The sequence below is a fragment of the Lichenibacterium ramalinae genome (genome assembly GCF_004137085.1).
Taxonomy (GTDB): Bacteria; Pseudomonadota; Alphaproteobacteria; order Rhizobiales; family Beijerinckiaceae; genus Lichenihabitans; species Lichenihabitans ramalinae.
This window is the reverse complement of record NZ_QYBC01000006.1, coordinates 103,277-121,298: the sequence shown is the minus strand read 5'-3', so window position 1 is coordinate 121,298 and position 18,022 is coordinate 103,277. Positions and strand designations below refer to the sequence as shown.

Here is an 18,022-nt window from a genome sequence, read left to right as displayed (position 1 = left end):
TTCTGATGACGTTCGCCGTCGGGCCGGAGGGGATCGACCGCATCGTCCACGCCGACGTTTTCACGCATGTCCCCGGGAACTACCAGGGCGGGTCCACCGTCAATGCCGGGCCCGACCCCGACGACCGGCCGGCCTCCGACCCGGTCCGCCTGGATCGCGGGTCAGGGTGCGACACCGAGGCCCGGCGTGGCGTCCGGGGCGAGGCCGGGGACCGGTCGCGGCGCCGAGGTCGTTCCGACGGGGCGGCGGGCCGTCGAACAGGCTGCGGCACGGGCCGCGCCGATGGAGGCAGGATGAGCGGGTTCGGGCGGATCGCCACGGGAGCGGTCGGGGTTGGGATGGTGGCGGCGGGCGGGCTCGCCCTCCATGCGGGCACCGCGGCGCGGCGCTTCGAGCGCATGGTGCCGCAGGACGGAACGATCGTGGAGGTCGAGGGCGCGCGCCTGCACGTCGTCGAGCGGGGCCAGGGGCCGGCCCTGCTGCTGATCCACGGGCTCGGCGGCCAGCTGCGGAACTTCAGCCGCATCCTGGAGCCCCTGGCGGCCCGCCACCGGGTCGTCCTCGTCGACCGTCCGGGTTCGGGCTATTCCGTGTCCGACGCCCTCGTGCAGCCCAGCCTCGCCGACCAGGCCCGGAGCCTCGCCGGCCTGATCGACGCCTTGCGCCTCGACCGGCCCGTCGTGGTCGGCCATTCGCTCGGGGGCGCCCTGGCCCTCATGCTGGCGATCCAGCATCCGGAGCGTGTCGGCGGCCTCGCGCTGCTGTCGCCGTTCACGCGGCCGGTCGAGGCCGTGCCGCCGGCCTTCGCGCTCCTGGCCCTGCGCTCGCCGCTGCTACGCAGCCTGCTGGCCTGGACCGCCGTCGTGCCGCTGGCGCAGTGGGACCCCGAGCGCACCGCCAGCTTGGTCTTCGGGCCCGAGCCCGTGCCGGGCGACTTCGCGGTCGCGGGCGGCGGGGCGCTGGGGCTGCGGCCGGCGAACTTCCAGGCGACGTCGGCCGATCTCGCCGGCGCCAACGCCGCCGCGTCCGACATGGTGCGGCGCTACGCCGAGTTGGCCATGCCGGTCGACATCCTGTTCGGCGCGCAGGACGCTATCCTGGATCCGGAGCGCCACGGCGCCGAGACGGCGGCGCAGATCTGGGGCGCCCGGCTGACGCGCGTCGACGGCGGCCACATGATCCCCTACACCCAGCCCGAGACGGTGGCGGCCTGGATCGAGGCCGCGGCGGCGCGGCGCCGCGACGGGGCCCGGCGCCCATGAACCTCGTGACGGTGCTGGTCGTGGCGCTCGGCGGCGCGATCGGGACGGTGGCGCGCTACTTCGCGGGCCTGGCGGCGGCACCCATCAGCGGCACGCTGCCCTGGGGCACGATCCTCATCAACATCGCGGGATCGTTCCTCATCGGCCTGGTCGGGACGCTGACGCTGGCCCACGGGCGCTATCCGGTGCCGGAAACCGCGCGGCTCTTCGTGATGGTGGGGTTCTGCGGCGGCTTCACCACCTTCTCGTCCTTCAGCCTGCAGACCCTGGACCTGCTGCGCGCCGGCGCGATGGGCCGGGCCGCCGTCAACGTCGCGGTATCGCTGCTGCTCTGCCTCGCCGCCGTCGCGGTGGGGCACCTCGCCGGTGCCGCCCTCAACGGCGGCGCCGTGCCGATCGTGCAGGCCCGGATCGAGGACGAGGCCTGACGCGACCCCGCCTCAACCGAGCTCGATCCGCACCGGCACGTGGTCGGAGGGCTTGTCGGCGGCGCGCAGGTGCCGGTCGATCGTCGCCGAACGCAGCCGGTCCGCGGCCCTGGGCGAGAGCAGCAGGTGGTCGATGCGGATGCCCTTGTCGCGTTGCCACGCGCCGGCCTGGTAGTCCCAGAAGCTGTAGAGGCCGGCCGCATCCGTCGTGGCCCGCACGGCGTCGGTCAGGCCGAGGTTCAGCAGCGTGCGGAAGCGCCGGCGCGTTTCCGGCAGGAACAGGGCGTCGCCGAGCCAGGCCTCGGCGTCGTAGACGTCCCGCGGCTCCGGGATGACGTTGTAGTCGCCGGCGAACACGACGCACTCCTCCGCCGCCAAGAGTTCGGCCGCGCGGCGCGTGAGCCGGTCCATGAAGCCGAGCTTGTACGGGTATTTCTCGGTGTCGGGCGGGTTGCCGTTCGGCAGGTAGATGCTGGCGACGCGCACGGCGCCGCCCGCGTCGCGCACCACGGCCTCGAGGTAGCGGGCCTGGACGTCGGCCTCGTCGCCCGGCAGGCGGACCAGCACGTCGGCCTCCGCCGGCGCCAGCGCGGCGCGGGTCAGGATGGCGACGCCGTTGAAGCCCTTCTGCCCGTGCACGATCGCGTGGTAACCCGCCGCCTCCACCTCGGCCCGCGGGAAGCTCTCGTCGACGCCCTTCAACTCCTGCAGGCACAGCACGTCGGGCGCGGCCTTGCCGAGATAGTCGAGCAGGTGGGGCAGCCTTTGACGGACCGAGTTCACGTTCCAGGTGGCGATCCGCATGTCGTCGATCCTCGTCGGGCCTCACCCCCAGCGGCGGTGGGCCCACATCCATTGGTCCGGCCATTGCCGGATGAAACGCTCGAACACGGCCTGCACCTCCGCCGTCACGGCGAGGAGGTCGGCCCTGCGGTCGCCGCTGGCGGGCATGTGGACGAGTTCGTAGCTCTGCACGAAACGGACGCCCGCGACGCGGCGCATGCAGCTGACCAGGATAGGCGATCCCGCGCTCAGCGCCAGCAGCGCCGGGAAGGTCGTGGTGTGGGCGGGCCGGCCGAAGAAGGGCACGAGATCGCCGGCCCCGTCGCGCAGGTCCGTCAGCAGCCCGACCGTGCCGCCGCCGCGGATGACGCGCAGGAACTGGCGCGGCACGCCGGCGTCCTTCGGCACGAGGCCGCCCGTGTAGAGATGCGCCCGCAGCGCGTGCACGTCCTGGTCGACCAGCGGGTTGCGCAGGCGCTTGTAGATGCTCCAGGGCGCGAGCCCGCTGCGCGTCGCGGGCGCGATGGCGAGCTCCCAGTTGGCGAGATGGGCCGCGCAGGCGACCTTGCCGCCCGGCCAGGCGCGCCAGGCGTCGAAGGCGGCTTGGTTCTCGAAGGTGACCCGGTCGCCGGCGGCGATCTCGCGCAGGAAGAAGGCTTCGGCGAAGGTCCGCCCGAGGTTCTCCCACATGGTGCGGACGATGGCTTCGCGCTCGGCCGCCGTCGTGTCGGGCAGGGCCAGGGCGAGGTGGTTCAAGGCGCGGCCGTGCCGCCGCGTCAGCGGCGCCACGGCGCGCCAGATCCCGCCCGATATCGCGGAGGCGCGCTCGAGCCCCATGAGGCGGAACAGCGTGCCGGCCGCGCCGAACAGACGGTGCTCCAGGCGATGGCGGGCGGGGCGCCAAGCGAAACGCATCGGTGTCGAGGTCGCGGGCTGGAGGGCGGGCGGGGCGAAGGCGAGGCATGGACGAAGCCATTCCCCTTCGTCAACCCGGAGATGGTCGCGGGAGGCCGGGGCACGCCGAACGGTGCGGCGCTGTTGCGGCGGCGTCACCGCCCCGTGGCGGCGTCACACCCCGTGGCGGCATCATCGCGTCGCGGCGGCATCCGCGTCGGCGCCCGGCATGAGCCCCTGCCGCATGGCGAGCCGCCGCAGCGGGCCGATGCTGGACATGGCGAGCAGGCCGGCGCCGCGCAGCAGGTCGGTCGGCAGGCGGTCGTCGAGGATGGCCCGGTTCAGCCAGTCGACGCCGAAGCTCCGCGCCGCGATGTCGCCCTGGCGCGTGCGGGCGTAGCGGTCCAGCACCGCGGGGGCGCCGAGGTCCTCGCCCCCGCGCCGCGCGTCGGCCAGGACCTCGGACAGGGCGGCGGCGTCGCGCAGGCTGAGGTTGAGCCCCTGCGCGCCGATCGGCGCCATGGCATGCGCGGCCTCCCCCGCCACCGCGATCCTCGGCCCCACCAGCCTGTCGGCCTTGAGGCTGGCGATGGGGAAGCGGCCCACCGGCCCGACGACCCGGATGCGGCCGAGCAGCATGCGGCTCTGCCGCTCGATGTCGCGGGCCAGCCGCTCCGGCGGCAGGGCGGCGCGGCGTTCCGCGGCTTCGGGCGCCATGCCCCAGACGAGGCTCGACCGGTGCTCGGCTTCGGCGCTCCCCGGGAGCGGCACGAGCGTGAACGGGCCCTGGCGGGTGTGGAACTCGGTCGAAACGTTGCGGTGAGGACGGTCGTGGTGGAGCGTCGCTGTCAGGGCTTCCTGGGGGTAGGGCACCTCGCGCACGCCGATGCCGGCGGCCCGGCGCGCCGCCGACCGGCGTCCATCCGCGGCGACCAGCACCGTGCCGCTCACCGAGAGCCCGTCGGGGCCCTCCGCGGCGACGCGGTCCGGCCCGAAGGCGAAGCGCTCGAGGCGTCCCGGCAACAGCGTCAGGCCGGGCACGGCGCGGGCCGCCTCGGCCAGGCCCGCGACCAGGAGGTGGTTCTGGATGTTGTAGCCGAAGCAGTCGCGGCCGATCTCGCGGGCGTCGAAGGCCACGGGCGGGCCCCGGAACAGCGAGCCCGTGTCGTCGACGAGGCGCATCACCTGCAGGGGCTCGGCGAGGTCGCGCAATTGCCGCCACACGCCCAGCCGTGCCAAGAACTGCACGGACCCTTCCAGAAGCGCGACGGTCCGGCCGTTGGGCCGTGCGTCGACAGTTCCGACGAGGACCACCGTGATGCCAGCCGTTGCGAGAGCGATGCCGATCGACAGACCCACGGCGCCCGCCCCCACCATGGCGACCTCGGCCGCGACCGTGCGGACGCCGGGACCTTCGGCCCCGCGCGGGGCCGCGCCGGCGGGTTCGGGGCTTGCTGCAGTCATGGGCGAGGGGTCCGCGCGCGCCGGGATCGGCGTCCCACATAGAGGGCGGCCCGCCCCGGCGGCAACCGCCGCGATGCCGCGCGCGACGCCGAGCGCACCGGCCCCGGAGCCGCTGCCGTGAACGGCCTGGCGCTCGACCTCGACTGGGTCTTCACCCCCTCGGGCTGGCTGGCGCTCGGCACGCTCACCGCCATGGAGATCGTGCTCGGCATCGACAACGTCATCTTCGTGTCGCTGATCGGCGCCCGGCTGCCGCCGGCGCGCGCGCGCATCGCCCGCATCTTCGGCCTCGGCCTCGCCTTCGTGTTCCGCGTCGCGAGCCTGGGCGGCCTCACCTGGCTCATCGCGCTGACGCGTCCCGTCGTCACGGTGTTCGACCACCCGCTGTCGTGGCGCGACATCGTGTTGGGGGCGGCGGGCCTGTTCCTCATCGTGCAGGCGACGCTGGAGATCCACGGCGAGATCGACGACGGCCACGACGAGGACGAGGAGGCGGTGCCCAAGCCCCGGGCGCTACCCCTCGTCATCCTCAACATCGCCGTCATGGACCTCGTCTTCTCCTTCGATTCGATCCTGACGGCGATCGGCATCGCGCGCGACCTCGTCGTCATGGTGACGGCGATCCTCATCTCCATCGTGGTCATGTTCGTCGCCGCCAACGGCGTCGCGCGCTTCATCCGGGCGCATCCGACCAGCAAGGTGCTGGCCCTGTGCTTCCTGGTGCTCATCGGGCTGTCGCTGGTCGCCGAGGGCACGGGCTTCGACGTGCCGCGCGGCTACCTGTACTTCGCCATGGTGTTCTCCGGCGGCGTCGAGGTGCTGAACATCTGGGCGCGGCGCAACCGCCGCCTCCGCCGGGACGCCGCCCGGCAAAGCGTGCGCGTCGCGGACGGCAGGCCGGCGGGGCCCTGAGGGCCGGTGAACCCAAGCGTTTTCCCGATCGCCACGCGCGCTTCCCCGATTGCGTCGAACGGCGTTCGGGCCCGAGTGCGACGCCGGCATCGACGCTGAGCGCGTGTCCCGGCGAAGCCGACGCTTGATGCCGGGCCTTCGCATCCGTTAAGCTTGACCCGCGATGGGACGCATCGGCCGCGGGTGGCCGAAGACGGGCCCGGCCGTGGAGGTTCTGGTGGATCACAGGGGTGCGCTCTGCCCGACCCGGGCGACGGAGCCGACCCCCGTGGCCCGTGCTCGTCACGAGCTCTACGCCGCCCTCGACCTCGGCACCAACAATTGCCGCCTGCTGATCGCCCGGCCCACCGGGGACGGGCTGCAGGTGGTCGACAGCTTCTCGCGCATCGTGCGGCTGGGCGAGAACCTGTCCACCACCGGGCGGCTCGGCCAGGCCGCGATCGACCGCACCTTCGCGGCCCTGGCGGTGTGTCGCGACAAGATCGCGGCGCGGGGCGTCACCCAATCCCGCCTCATCGCCACCGAGGCCTGCCGCGCCGCCGAGAACGGCCCCGAATTCCTCGAGCGCGTGCGGCAGCGCACCGGGCTCGACGTCGAGATCGTCGACCGCGGCACGGAGGCGAGCCTGGCGGCCGAGGGCTGCGCGGCCCTGGCCGACGAGGCCGCCGAGGGCGTCGTGCTGTTCGACATCGGCGGCGGCTCGTCGGAGATCGTGTGGCTCGACCGCGACCGGTCGCCGGACGGCTCCGGGCAGGTGCGCGACCGCATCCGGGCCTGGACGTCGCTGCCCCTCGGCGTCGTGTCCCTGGCCGATCGCTTCGGCGGCGTCGACGTTTCGGCCGACAGCTTCGGCGCCATGGTGGCCCACGTCGAACTCGCCCTGGCGCCCTTCGCCGCCGAGGTGCGGGCGCAACACCGCTGCGGCCAGTTCCACCTGCTCGGCACGTCGGGGACCGTCACCACCGTGGCGGGCGTGTTCCTCGGTCTCGGCCGCTACGACCGGCGCCGCATCGACGGGCTCTGGATGAGCCGCGCCGACGTGGACGAGGCCATCGGCCGGCTGCGCGCCATGCCCTTCACGGCGCGGGTGGCGCATGGCTGCATCGGTCCCGACCGGGCCGACCTCGTGCTCGGCGGCTGCGCCATTCTCGAAGCGCTGCGCCGCACCTTCCCGAGCGAGCGGCTGCGCATCGCCGACCGCGGCCTGCGCGAGGGCATCCTGATCCAGATGATGTGCCGCGACGGGGTGTGGCCGCAGCGGGCCGGGCGCGTGGGCTGAGCGGGGCGGAGCCGGTTTCGGCGCCGGCGCTTTGTCTGTAAGACGCAGCATCGCGTCGCCCATCCGTCGCACCGGCCGACGCCGCGCCGCCCCAGGAGAAGACCCATGACCACGAACAAGCCGTCGTCCGGCCGCGAAGGCGGGCGATCGCTCAAGACGCGGGTCAAGTCGGCCGGCAAGCGCACCATGTCGTCGGCGCTGTGGCTCGGCCGCCAGCTCAACGATCCCTATGTGGCCCGGGCCAAGACCGAGGGCTACCGGTCGCGGGCGGCCTTCAAGCTGCTCGAGATCGACGACCAGTACAGGCTGCTGCGGCCAGGCCAGCGCATCGTCGACCTCGGCGCCGCGCCGGGCGGCTGGTCGCAGGTGGCGGCGCAGCGCGTCGAGGCTGTGTCGGGCGGCGGCAAGGTCGTGGCGGTCGACCTGCTCGAGATGGAGCCGGTGTCGGGCGTGGACTTCGCCGTGATGGACTTCAACGACGAGACGGCGGTGCCCCGCATCTCCGCCATGATGGGGGGGCGGGCCGACGGCGTGATGTCCGACATGGCGGCCAATGCCACCGGCCACAAGAAGACCGACCACCTGCGCATCATGGGGCTGGTCGAACTGGCCTACGAGTTCGCCCGCGGCATGCTGGCGCCGCGCGGCTTCTTCCTCGCCAAGGTGCTGCAGGGCGGCACGGAGGGCGACCTCCTGGCCGCGCTGAAACGCGACTTCACCCTGGTCAAGCACGTGAAGCCCAAGGCCAGCCGCGCCGATTCGTCCGAGCTCTACGTGCTGGCGACGGGGTTTCGCGGCGCGCCGCCGCCGTCGGGCGAGGCCGGCACCAGCCCGGCCGGCTGATCGCCGAGCCCGCCGCTCGGCGCCACGGCGACGGCGGCTTCCCGCTTGCGGGCGCCGCGCAGCACGTCGCCGGCATCCGCCGGCAGCCGGGCGAAGACGAGGCTCGCCGAGGCCGAGACCAGCGCGACGGCATAGAAGGCGAAGGAGAAGTCCCGCGTCGTCAGCGCGGCATCGGCGTGCCACCATTGCGACAGTTCGATCGCCCCGGCGCCGGCCGCGACGCCGGTCGACAGCGACAGCTGCTGCGCCACGGAGGCGAAGCTGGTGGCCCGGCTCATCTCGGGCGCGTCGATGTCGGCATAGGCGAGCGCGTTGATGCTGGTGAACTGCAGGGAGCGGAAGAAGCCGCCGGCGAGCAGCGCCGCCCAGAGCAGCCATTCGGGGGTGGAGGGCCGGAACAGCCCGTAGCCCACCATGAAGACGGCCGACAGGGCGGCGTTCAGCACCAGCACGCGCTTGAAGCCGAACCGCCGCAGGATGGGCTTGGCGCTGGTCTTCATCAGCATGGCGCCGGCGGCGGCCGCGAAGGTGAGGCAGCCGGACTGGAACGGGTTCAGGCCGAAGCCGATCTGCAGCATGAGCGGCAGCAGGAAGGGCAGGGCGCCGATGCCGAGGCGGAACACGAAGCCGCCCGTCACGCTGGCCCGGAAGGTCGCGATGCGGAGCAGCGACAGGTCGAGGATGGGGTGGGGGGCCCGGCGCGCGTGGACGACGTAGCCCACCACCAGCGCCAGCCCGCCGACGATCAGCCCCGCCGTCACCGGTGCCGGCACGATGCCGCGCCCGATCACGGTGAGGCCGAAGGACAGCGCCGACAGGCCCGCGCCCGACAGCAGGAAGCCCGGCACGTCGAGCGGCCACACCTCCGCCTCGCGGATGTCGGCGATGAACAGCGTGGCCAGGACCACGCCGAGGATCCCGATCGGCACGTTGATCCAGAAGATCCAGCGCCATTCGAAATAGGTCGTGATGAAGCCCCCGAGCGGCGGCCCCAGGACGGGGCCGAGCAGGGCCGGCACGGTGAGGTAGGCCAGCGCCGTGACGAGCTCCTCGCGCGGCACGGAGCGCAGCAGCACGAGCCGGCCGACCGGCACCATCATGGCGCCGCCGAGCCCCTGGACGATGCGGGCCCCCACGAAGCCGGCCAGCGAGCCCGACAGGCCGCACAGGATGGATCCCGCCACGAAGACCACGATGGCGCCCCGGAAGATGGGTCGCGCCCCGAACTTGTCGGCCGCCCAGCCGCTCGCCGGGATGAAGACCGCGAGGCTGATGAGGTAGGACGTCATCGCCAGCTTCAGCGTGATGGGGTCCTGGTGGAGGTCCGCCGCGATGGCGGGGAGCGAGGTCGCGATGACCGTCGAATCCATGTTCTCCATGAACAGCGCACAGGCGACGACGAGGGGCACCAGCATGTGACGGGGCAAGGCGGGACGGCACCTTCGGTTCGGGATGGCAGCGCGCGCGCCGGCACGCCGCGGGACCTATGGCGCGGGTGCGGTTTTTCGAGGGCGAGGGCCGCCATGCGGCGCGGCGTCCCGCAGCGCGCCGCGGCTTGCCCCCGGCGACGGCCGGCGTCGCATCGCGGCGTCTTCCCAGTGTTGCAGCCGCGTGCTAGTCCCCACTGCCAACTTGAGTGGTCCCCCGGGGCCGCTCGTTTCGTCGCTTCGGCGAGTTCGACCGACCGCGACCCGCCGGAGTTGGCCATGATCACCGCACGCCCGATCTTCCCCGAGGCCCTCACCTTCGACGACGTGCTGCTGAAGCCGGGCCATTCCCTCGTGATGCCCGGGCAGGTCGACGTCCGGACGCGGCTGACCCGCGGCATCGACCTCAACATCCCGCTGATCTCCTCCGCCATGGACACGGTGACGGAAGCGCGGCTCGCCATCGCCATGGCCCAGGCGGGCGGCATCGGCGTCATCCACCGCAACCTCGAGCCCGAGGCCCAGGCCGAGGAGGTGCGCAAGGTCAAGCGCTACGAGAGCGGCATGGTCATCGACCCCATCACCATCAACCCGGGCGCGACCCTGGCCGAGGCGCTGGAGCTGATGCGGCGCCACAACATCTCGGGCATCCCGGTGGTGGAAGCCGGGCCCGCCGGCCTGCCCGCCCGCATCGTCGGCATCGTGACGAACCGCGACGTGCGCTTCGCCGACGACCCGAGCCAGCCCGTGACCGACTTCATGACCAAGAAGGTCATCACGGTGCGGGAAGGCGTGCGCCCCGACGAGGCCCGGCGCCTGCTGCACCAGCACCGCATCGAGAAGCTCGTCGTGGTCGACGACGAGGACCGCTGCGTCGGCCTCCTCACCGTCAAGGACATGGAGAAGGCGACGCTCCACCCGCTGGCCTGCAAGGACCCGGAGGGTCGCCTGCGCGTCGCCGCCGCCTCCAGCGTCGGCGCCAAGGGCTTCGCCCGCTCGGCCCTGCTGATCGAGGCGGGGGTCGACTGCGTCGTGGTCGACACCGCGCACGGCCATTCCCAGCAGGTCCTGGACCAGGTGGCCGAGCTGAAGCGGCTGTCCAACAAGGTGGCGATCATCGCCGGCAACGTCGCCACCGCCGAGGGCACCAAGGCGCTGATCGACGCCGGCGCCGACGCCATCAAGATCGGCATCGGGCCGGGCTCCATCTGCACGACGCGCATCGTGGCGGGCGTCGGCGTCCCGCAGCTCACCGCCATCATGGACGCCGCCGAGGCGGCCCGCGAGCAGGGCGTGCCGGTGATCGCCGACGGCGGCATCAAATTCTCGGGCGACGTCGCCAAGGCCATGGCGGCCGGTGCCGATGCCGTGATGATCGGCTCGCTCTTCGCCGGCACCGACGAGAGCCCGGGCGAGGTCTACCTGTACCAGGGCCGGTCGTTCAAAGCCTACCGGGGCATGGGGTCGGTCGGCGCCATGGCGCGCGGTTCGGCCGACCGCTACTTCCAGGCCGAGGTCCGCAACGAGCTGAAGCTCGTGCCGGAGGGCATCGAAGGGCAGGTGCCGTATCGCGGGCCGGTCGGCGCCATCCTGCACCAGCTGACGGGCGGCCTGCGGGCCGCCATGGGCTACACGGGCGCCGCCACCATCCGCGACTTCCAGGAGAAGGCGCAGTTCGTCAGGATCACCAACGCGGGCCTGCGCGAAAGCCACGTCCACGACGTCGCCATCACCCGCGAAAGCCCGAACTACCCGGGCGGCGTCTGATCGGCGCGGACCCGGGAACCGGCGGGCCGCGGCCGCGCCCGGTGGCGGACGTGAAAAAGGGCGGCCTGAGCCGCCCTGTTCCGTATCGGTCCGGGGACGCCCGCGGGTGGCGGGCGCCGGCGCCTCACATGTGGTTTTCGAGCGTCGTCTTGGCGTCCGGGCGCATCTTGGGCGGGGCCGGGAGCAAGGGCGGCGGCGGCGGCGGGGTGGTGGCGCAGGCCGCGAGCGACAGAGCCAGGGCGGCGAGGGCCGCCTGGCGAACGATACGGGTCATCGCGTGATTTCCTAAAACGTGCGATCTTCGGGCGTGCCAAGTGACAGCGCATGCCCGGTTTTCTTCTCATTCCAGGCTCAATTGTGGCAAAACTCGCATGAACCCCGGTGCCCGCCTTTCCGCCGCCATTGAGATCCTGGATGTGATCGAAATGCAACGGCGTCCCGCCGCCGAAGCCCTCAAGGACTGGGGGACGAGCCATCGCTATGCCGGATCCAAGGACCGCGCCGCCATCGGCAGCCTCGTCTATGATTCGCTCCGCGTGAAGAGCTCGGCCGCCTGGCTGATGGGGTCCGATTCGGCCCGCGCCGTTCTGCTGGGCGCCCTGCGCAGCCTGCGCGGCCAGGACCTCGACGCCGTGGCGGCCCTGTGCACGGGAGAGGGCTACGCCCCCGCGCCCCTCGACGATGCCGAACGCGAGCGCTACGCCGCCGGCACGCTCGACGGCGCGCCCGACCACGTGCGTGGCGACTATCCCGAATGGCTCGCCGAAGCCTTCGGGGCGGCCTTCGGTCCCGATGCCGTCGCGGAGGGCCAGGCCCTGGCACGCCGCGCCCCCGTCGACCTGCGCGTCAACACCCTGAAGGTCGACCGCGACAAGGCGCTGCGCTCGCTGGCGCACCTCCACCCGGAGCCGGCCGCCTACGCGCCGACCGGCCTGCGGATCGCGGTTGGCGAGGACGGGCGTGCCCCGGCGCTCGCCGCCGAGCCCGCCTACGTCAAGGGCTTCGTCGAGGTGCAGGACGAGGGATCGCAGATCGCCGCCCTGCTCAGCGGCGCCACACCCGGCCAGCAGGTTCTCGACCTTTGCGCCGGCAGCGGCGGCAAGACGCTGGCGCTGGCGGCCCTGATGGAGAACAAGGGCCAGATCTTCGCCACCGACCTCGACGGGCGGCGCCTCATGCCCATCTACGACCGGCTGGCGCGCGCCGGCGTCCGCAACGTCCAGGTGCGGGCGCCGAAGGGGCGCCAGACGGCGCTCGACGACATCCAGGGCCGGTTCGACCTGGTCTTCGTCGACGCGCCCTGCACCGGCACGGGCACGTGGCGCCGCAATCCCGACGCCAAGTGGCGCCTGCGCCCCGGCGCGCTCGAGGAGCGCATCAAGGCGCAGGACGAGATCCTGGCGACCGCCCTCGCCTGCGTGAAACCCGGCGGCCGGCTCGTCTACGCCACCTGCTCGGTGCTGCGGGAGGAGAACGAGGACCGGCTGCGCCGCCTCATCGAGGCGCATCCGGGCCTGCTGCCGGTGGATGCCGCCCACATGGCGCGCGAGGCCGGGTTGCCCGACCTCGCCGCCCATGCCTCCCCGCACGGCCCCGGCCTGCGCCTGTCGCCCCTGCGCTGCGGCACGGACGGATTCGGCATCGCCATGCTGCGGGTGCAGTGACGCCGGCCGCGCCGGCCCTCAGCCGGTGTTGCGGAGGCCGGCCGCGACGCCGTTGATCGAGATGAGGATGCCGCGCTGCACCTTGTCGTCCGTCTGGCCCGCGCGGAAGCGACGGATGAGGTCCACCTGCAGGTGGTTCAGCGGGGTGATGTAGGGGAAGCGGTGGGCGATGGAGCGGGCCAGCGACGGGTTGTCGGCCAGGCGCTCCGTGGTCTGCAGGATGTCGTTCAGCGCCGTCGTGGTGAGGGCCCATTCGGCCGCGACGGCGTCGAAGATGCGGTCGGCCAGCGCCCGGTCCGGCACGAGTTCGGCGTAGCGCCGCGCCACGGCCGCGTCGGCCTTGGCCAGCACCATGTCGAGGTTGGACAGCACCGTCCTGAAGAAGGGCCATTCGGCGTTCATGCGCCGCAGCAGCGCCATGCCGTCCTCCGTCCCGGTCTCGGCCAGCAGGTCCCGCACGGCGGAGCCGAAGCCGAACCAGCCCGGCAGGCTGACGCGCGACTGGCCCCAGGAGAAGCTCCAGGGGATGGCGCGGAGGTCTTCGATGACCCGGTTCGCCTTCCGGGACGCCGGGCGCGAGCCGATGTTGAGGTCGGCGATCTCCGAGATGGGCGTGGCGGCGAAGAAATAATCGGTGAAGCCGGGGGTGTCGTAGACCACCGCCCGGTAGGCCTTCATGCTGAGTTCCGACAGCGAGGCGGCGGCTTCGAGGAAGCCGTCGGGCGCGGCGTCGGCGGGGCTCAGCAGCGTCGCCTCGAGGCTCGCCGCCACCAGGGTCTCGAGGTTGCGGCGCCCGATCTCCGGGTTGGAATATTTGGAGGAGATGATCTCGCCCTGTTCGGTGAGCCGGATCTGCCCCCGCACCGTCCCGGGCGGCTGGGCAAGGATCGCCTGGTAGCTCGGCCCCCCGCCGCGCCCCACGGTGCCGCCGCGCCCGTGGAACAGCCGCATCGTGATGCCGGGCTTGGCATCGAACAGCCGCGCCAGCTGGGTCGACGAGCGGTACAGCTCCCAGTTGGAGGTGAAGAACCCGCCATCCTTGTTGCTGTCGGAATAGCCCAGCATGATGTCCTGCTCGGCGCCCGACGCGACGACGAGCGCCTCGACCCCCGGCAGTGCGTAGAAGGCCCGCATGATGGGCTCGGCGTTGCGCAGGTCCGCGATCGTCTCGAACAGCGGCGACACGATCAGCTCGGCCGTGGCGTCGGGCCCGCCGAAAGTGCCGTGCATCAGCCCGAACTCCTTCTGCAGCAGCAGCACTTCGAGCAGGTCGCTGACCGTTTCGGTGTGGCTGATGATGTAGTGGCGCAGGCTTTCGGGGCCGTAGGCGGCCCGCAGGCGCCGCGCCGCCTCGAACACCCCGAATTCGCTGGTGGCGCGGTCCGAATAGGACGCGAACGGCAGGCGCAGCGGCCGCGGCTCGCCGAGCAGGCGCAGCAGCAGCGCCTGCTTGGCCGCCTCGTCGAGGGCGGCATAGGCCGGCTCGACGCCCGCCGATGCCATGAGTTCGGCGAGGGTCTCCTCGTGGCGGTCGGACGACTGGCGCAGGTCGACGGTGGCGAGGTGGAAGCCGAACACGTCCACGGCCCGCAGCAGCGGCCCCAACCGGAAGTCGACCAGGGCGCCTCCATGATGGGCGCGAAGCGAGGCCGCCATGAGCTCCAGGTCGGCGTGGAGGTCCTCGGGTGCCGCATAGGCCGGCAGCGCGGCGCGCGCCGGATGGGCGCCGGCCTCGCCGGTCAGCGCGACGCGCGTCGCCGACACGCGGGCCGACACGGCGAGGGCGGCGCGGCGGTAGGGCTCGCCCTCGCGGTGCGGGCTGTCGTCCCGGGAACTCGCCGCCAAGGCCGTCAGCTCCGGCGAGCAGGCGACGAGCGTGTTCGACATCGACAGTTCGGCCCCGAGCTGGTGCAACTCGCCGAGGTAGAAGTCGAGGGCGGTCTCGCATTGGCGCCGCAGCGCCACGTCGAGCGTCGTGCCGTCGACGTTGGGGTTGCCGTCGCGGTCGCCGCCGATCCAATTGCCCATGCGGAAGAACGAGGGCGCCGGCGTTCCGAGGAAGTGCTCGACCTCGGCATAGAGGCGGGGGATCTCGCGCAGGAACGTCGTCCGGTAGTAGCTCAGCGCGTTCTCGATCTCGTCGCGCACCGTCAGCTTGCGGTCGCGCAGCAGGCGCGTCTGCCACAGCTGGGTGATGCGGGTCCGCAGCATGGCATCGTTGCGCTCGATGTCGCGGCGGTCGTGCAGGCCGTCCCGGGCGACGAGGAGTTCCGCGATGGCGAGTTCGGCGTCGAGGATGCTCTTGCGCTGCACCTCGGTCGGGTGGGCGGTGAGCACGGGGGACACCCAGGCGCGCCCCAGCGTCTCGGCCACCTTGGCGAGCGGGATGCGGGCTTCGGCGAAGCGTTCGAAGGACCGGGCGAGGCTGCCGTCCTGGTGGGTGGCGGAGCCCGGTTCGTGGGCGTGGAGCGCCCGGCGCCTCACGCGGTGCCGGTCCTCGGCGATGTTGGCGAGGTGCGAGAAATACGAGAAGGCCCGCATGACGGAGACGGCCTGGGAAGGCGTCAGGCCCCTCAGGATCAGCTCCAGCGCGTGGCCGGCGCGGTCGTCGTTGTCGCGCTGGTAGGAGACGCTGAGGCGGCGCACGTTCTCGACGATGGTGAAGCACGTCTCGCCCTCGTGCTCGCGCACGATGTCGCCGAGCATCGAGCCGAGCAAGCGGATGTCGTCGATCAGCGGCTGGTCCTTGGCCGGGTCGCGGCGGGGGGCGGGCGGGACGGTGGCGTGCATGGACCCTCTTCCACCGTCGGTGTCGCCCAGCCCCGGAGGCGCGGCGAATCGCGGCAGCGGAAGACTAGCAAGGGTCGTGCCCGCGAACCACTCGCGCGCGCGTCGGCTCGTGTCGCGCGCGTCAGTTCACGTCGGCGAAATACGGGCTGCCCGGGGGCGGCGAGTTTTCCGGCACGGGCGCATGCGTCACCTTGGGCTGTTCGGGCGCCGACGCCCCCACCCAGCCGTGGATGAGGTCGTGGATGAAGCCGAGCTTGTCGATGATGCCGGGCGTCAGCACGAAGGGGTAGAGGTCGCCCATCCCCATCGACCGGTTCAGGCTGTTCAACGCGAAGGTCAGGGGCAACCAGGCCTTCACCAGAGGGGCGATGCTGGCCGCCTTGTCGGGGTCGAAGTCCACCTCCGTGGACAGCAGCTCGGCTTCGGCGACGCCGCGGGGATGGGTGGCGACGCCGAAGGCTTCCGCGGTCTCCAGCGTGTCGAGGATGTGGAGGTAATGCGCCCAGGTCTCGGCGAAGTCCTCCCAGGCGTGGGTCGTGGCATAGGCGCTGACGAAATGGTCGCGCCAGTGCGGCGGGGCACCCTCGCGGTAGTGGCGCTTCAGCGCCTCGGCATAGTCCTCGGTGTCGTCGCCGAAGACCGACCGGCAGGCGCTCAGCGCCGGGGCGTCGCGGACCAGGCGATCCCAGTAGTAATGGCCGATCTCATGCCGGAAATGGCCCAGCAGGGTGCGGTAGGGCTCGTGCATGGTCTTGCGTCGCCGTTCCCGCTCGGCGTCGTCGGCTTCGGCGAGCGCGATGGTGATGCGCCCGTCGTCGTGGCCCGTCATCACGTGCTGGCCCGGCACGGTATCCTCCAGGAACTCGAAGACGAGCCCCTCCTTGGGGTCCTCGGCCCGCGTCACCAGCGGCAAGTTGAGTTCGATCAGCGTGTAGAACAGACGGTGCTTGGCGATCTCGATGAGGCGCCACAGCTCCAGGTTCCCCGGCTTCGCGAGGCTGGGCACGGTGTGGTTGTGGCGGCAGGCGAGGCAGAAGTTCCCCGGCTGGTCGTGCGGGACCAGCCAGTTGCACACGTCGTGCTCGGCATTGGCGCAGAACCGGAACGTCCGCGACATGTCGCCCTTGATCTGCCAATGGTGGTCGGCCGTGACCCCCACCCGCACCACCGCGTAGAGATCCCGGTCCTCCGGGACGTAACCCAGCCGGTGACCGCACTTCTCGCAGGCGGTGTTCTCGAAATACAGGGTCTGGCAACACTCCTGACAATCGAACAGTTTCATGGCGGGACGCTTCGGAGTTGGGGCGGAGGGGGATGGCGACCGTTGTCGCCGGCGCGCTCGTCCTCGGTTGAACGTGCTCGGAGGCGTTGAGATCCCCCCGCTGAGCCCCTGGGGCCCGCCAGGCCATCGTCGGACGGAGCGTCGACCGGGGGTGCTGACCGGCGGCGGGTGCCGCCGGAAGACTTTCCCGTGCCGGTCAGCGCGCCCGGTCGCGCTCGCGATAGAACCGCGACATGCGTTCGAACCAGTCGTGCCGCGCCGCGATGTGGGACTCGCCCGGGCCGCGCACCGGCAGGCGCAGCGTCTCGATCAGCTCCCCGATCTCCTGGCGCGCCGCCAATTGCGAGTTGGTCAGCACGCCGCCGCGCGCCGCCTCCTCGATGGCGTCGAGCGCCGTGAGGCCGATCGGGAACAGTTCGCGGAAGATGACGCGGTCGTGCAGGCCCTCGGCGGTGCGGAACTGCAACTCGGTCGCGAGTTTCTCGATGCTGGCGGCGATCTGCTTGGCGTTGTTCGACTGGAGTGCCGCCACGCGGTTGCGCAGCAGCACCCAGTCGATCATGCCGGCGTCGACCTGGCGCCGCCGGCGGCGCGCTTCCAGCACGAGGTCGGCGTAATGCGCGATGGCGCCGCGCTTCGCCCGGTCGTGGTGGACGCGGGAGAAGACGTCCACGTCGATGAAGCTGTCGTTGATCGGCGAGATCAGCGTGTCGGCCAGGGAATGGGCCAGCCGCATGAGATAGCTGTCGGAGGCCGGCGTATCGATGACGACGAACTCGTAGTCGTGTTCGATCTGTTCGATGGCGTTGGCGAAGGCCGTGAACTCGCGCGTCTCGTTGTCGCCGAGGTCGGCGGAATCGCCGCGGTCGAGCGCGTGGTGAAACGGCATCTCCAGGGTGGTGCCGGCCTGTTCGGCCCAGGACAGCCGGTTCTCGAAGAACCGCGTCAGCGTCCTTTGCCGGGTGTCGAGGTCGATCGTCGCCACGCGATAGCCGGCCTTGAGCAGGCCGACCGTGGTGTGGATCGACACCGTCGATTTTCCGGTGCCGCCCTTCTCGTTCGCCACGACGATGACGTGGGCCGAGCGCAGATCCGGTTTCTGGGATTCGGTCGACATGGGTCCGGGAGGTTGGCGCGCCCGCGCTGGGCCGATGAGCCCCGCGATCACGGTGGAAGGGAGGCGCGGCCTCGGGCCGATCGCCCGGAGCCGCGACGCGCGTGGGACGC

The 18,022-nt window shown here is 72.2% G+C and carries 15 protein-coding genes; 7 read left to right on the top strand and 8 right to left on the bottom strand.

Translation table 11 applies throughout. The features are described from left to right. Nucleotides 1–5 precede the first annotated feature (5 nt). Together D3272_RS08735 and crcB are read left to right on the top strand one after the other, a co-directional pair. Nucleotides 6–1,262, top strand: a complete 1,257-nt coding sequence (locus D3272_RS08735; RefSeq protein WP_207210171.1) for an alpha/beta fold hydrolase — start codon at nucleotides 6–8, stop codon at nucleotides 1,260–1,262. Next, nucleotides 1,259–1,690 (top strand): fluoride efflux transporter CrcB, encoded by a 432-nt coding sequence (gene crcB, locus D3272_RS08730; protein WP_129218773.1) that lies wholly within the window; start codon nucleotides 1,259–1,261, stop codon nucleotides 1,688–1,690. The genes D3272_RS08735 and crcB overlap by 4 nt, the downstream gene beginning before the upstream one ends. 12 nt (nucleotides 1,691–1,702) lie before the next feature. Here crcB and xth read toward each other — a convergent pair whose 3' ends face one another. The 3 genes from xth to D3272_RS08715 all read right to left on the bottom strand — a co-directional run bounded on the left by xth (nucleotide 1,703) and on the right by D3272_RS08715 (nucleotide 4,831). Further along, complete coding sequence (gene xth, locus D3272_RS08725; RefSeq protein WP_129218772.1) at nucleotides 1,703–2,494, bottom strand: exodeoxyribonuclease III; 792 nt, start codon at nucleotides 2,492–2,494, stop codon at nucleotides 1,703–1,705. Between the two features lie 21 nt (nucleotides 2,495–2,515). Continuing rightward, nucleotides 2,516–3,388: a lysophospholipid acyltransferase family protein gene (locus tag D3272_RS08720; RefSeq protein WP_129218771.1), complete on the bottom strand. Its 873-nt coding sequence runs from the start codon at nucleotides 3,386–3,388 to the stop codon at nucleotides 2,516–2,518. A gap of 171 nt (nucleotides 3,389–3,559) precedes the next feature. Then, complete coding sequence (locus D3272_RS08715; protein WP_129218770.1) at nucleotides 3,560–4,831, bottom strand: FAD-dependent monooxygenase; 1,272 nt, start codon at nucleotides 4,829–4,831, stop codon at nucleotides 3,560–3,562. A gap of 117 nt (nucleotides 4,832–4,948) precedes the next feature. Between D3272_RS08715 and D3272_RS08710 the strand changes: the two genes are divergently transcribed. The 3 genes from D3272_RS08710 (at nucleotide 4,949) to D3272_RS08700 (ending at nucleotide 7,865) form a co-directional block, all read left to right on the top strand. Next, nucleotides 4,949–5,743, top strand: coding sequence for a TerC family protein (locus D3272_RS08710; protein ID WP_342634172.1), 795 nt, complete (start codon nucleotides 4,949–4,951; stop codon nucleotides 5,741–5,743). A 217-nt stretch (nucleotides 5,744–5,960) separates the two neighbouring features. Next, complete coding sequence (locus D3272_RS08705) at nucleotides 5,961–7,022, top strand: Ppx/GppA phosphatase family protein (protein ID WP_428977974.1); 1,062 nt, start codon at nucleotides 5,961–5,963, stop codon at nucleotides 7,020–7,022. 105 nt (nucleotides 7,023–7,127) lie between these two features. Beyond that, nucleotides 7,128–7,865 carry an RlmE family RNA methyltransferase gene (locus D3272_RS08700; RefSeq protein WP_129218768.1) on the top strand — a complete coding sequence of 246 codons (738 nt, stop codon included), beginning with the start codon at nucleotides 7,128–7,130 and terminating at the stop codon, nucleotides 7,863–7,865. Here the strand turns inward: D3272_RS08700 and D3272_RS08695 are convergent. After that, nucleotides 7,793–9,280 (bottom strand): MFS transporter, encoded by a 1,488-nt coding sequence (locus D3272_RS08695; protein ID WP_129218908.1) that lies wholly within the window; start codon nucleotides 9,278–9,280, stop codon nucleotides 7,793–7,795. The two genes, D3272_RS08700 and D3272_RS08695, sit on opposite strands and share 73 nt — an antisense overlap. Nucleotides 9,281–9,571: 291 nt before the next feature. On the opposite strand from D3272_RS08695, the gene guaB reads away from it, so the two are divergent. Next, on the top strand, nucleotides 9,572–11,059 hold the full coding sequence (gene guaB / locus D3272_RS08690; RefSeq protein ID WP_129218767.1) for an IMP dehydrogenase: 1,488 nt from the start codon (nucleotides 9,572–9,574) through the stop codon (nucleotides 11,057–11,059). 124 nt (nucleotides 11,060–11,183) lie between these two features. Here guaB and D3272_RS27240 read toward each other — a convergent pair whose 3' ends face one another. Continuing rightward, nucleotides 11,184–11,333, bottom strand: a complete 150-nt coding sequence (locus D3272_RS27240) for a hypothetical protein (protein ID WP_165359466.1) — start codon at nucleotides 11,331–11,333, stop codon at nucleotides 11,184–11,186. A 97-nt stretch (nucleotides 11,334–11,430) separates the two neighbouring features. Between D3272_RS27240 and D3272_RS08685 the strand changes: the two genes are divergently transcribed. Continuing rightward, the gene (locus D3272_RS08685; protein ID WP_129218766.1) at nucleotides 11,431–12,723 is read left to right on the top strand and encodes an RsmB/NOP family class I SAM-dependent RNA methyltransferase; all 1,293 of its coding nucleotides are present in this window, start codon (nucleotides 11,431–11,433) and stop codon (nucleotides 12,721–12,723) included. An 18-nt stretch (nucleotides 12,724–12,741) separates the two neighbouring features. On the opposite strand, the gene ppc is transcribed toward D3272_RS08685, so the two are convergent. The 3 genes from ppc to D3272_RS08670 form a co-directional block, all read right to left on the bottom strand. Then, a complete protein-coding gene (gene ppc, locus D3272_RS08680; RefSeq protein ID WP_129218765.1) occupies nucleotides 12,742–15,513 on the bottom strand; it encodes a phosphoenolpyruvate carboxylase in 2,772 nt (923 codons plus the stop codon). A 121-nt stretch (nucleotides 15,514–15,634) separates the two neighbouring features. Then, nucleotides 15,635–16,795 (bottom strand): zinc-binding metallopeptidase family protein, encoded by a 1,161-nt coding sequence (locus tag D3272_RS08675; RefSeq protein WP_129218764.1) that lies wholly within the window; start codon nucleotides 16,793–16,795, stop codon nucleotides 15,635–15,637. A gap of 196 nt (nucleotides 16,796–16,991) precedes the next feature. Next, entirely contained in the window at nucleotides 16,992–17,912 is a 921-nt protein-coding gene (locus tag D3272_RS08670) for a division plane positioning ATPase MipZ (RefSeq protein WP_129218763.1), read from the bottom strand. Nucleotides 17,913–18,022 lie beyond the last annotated feature (110 nt).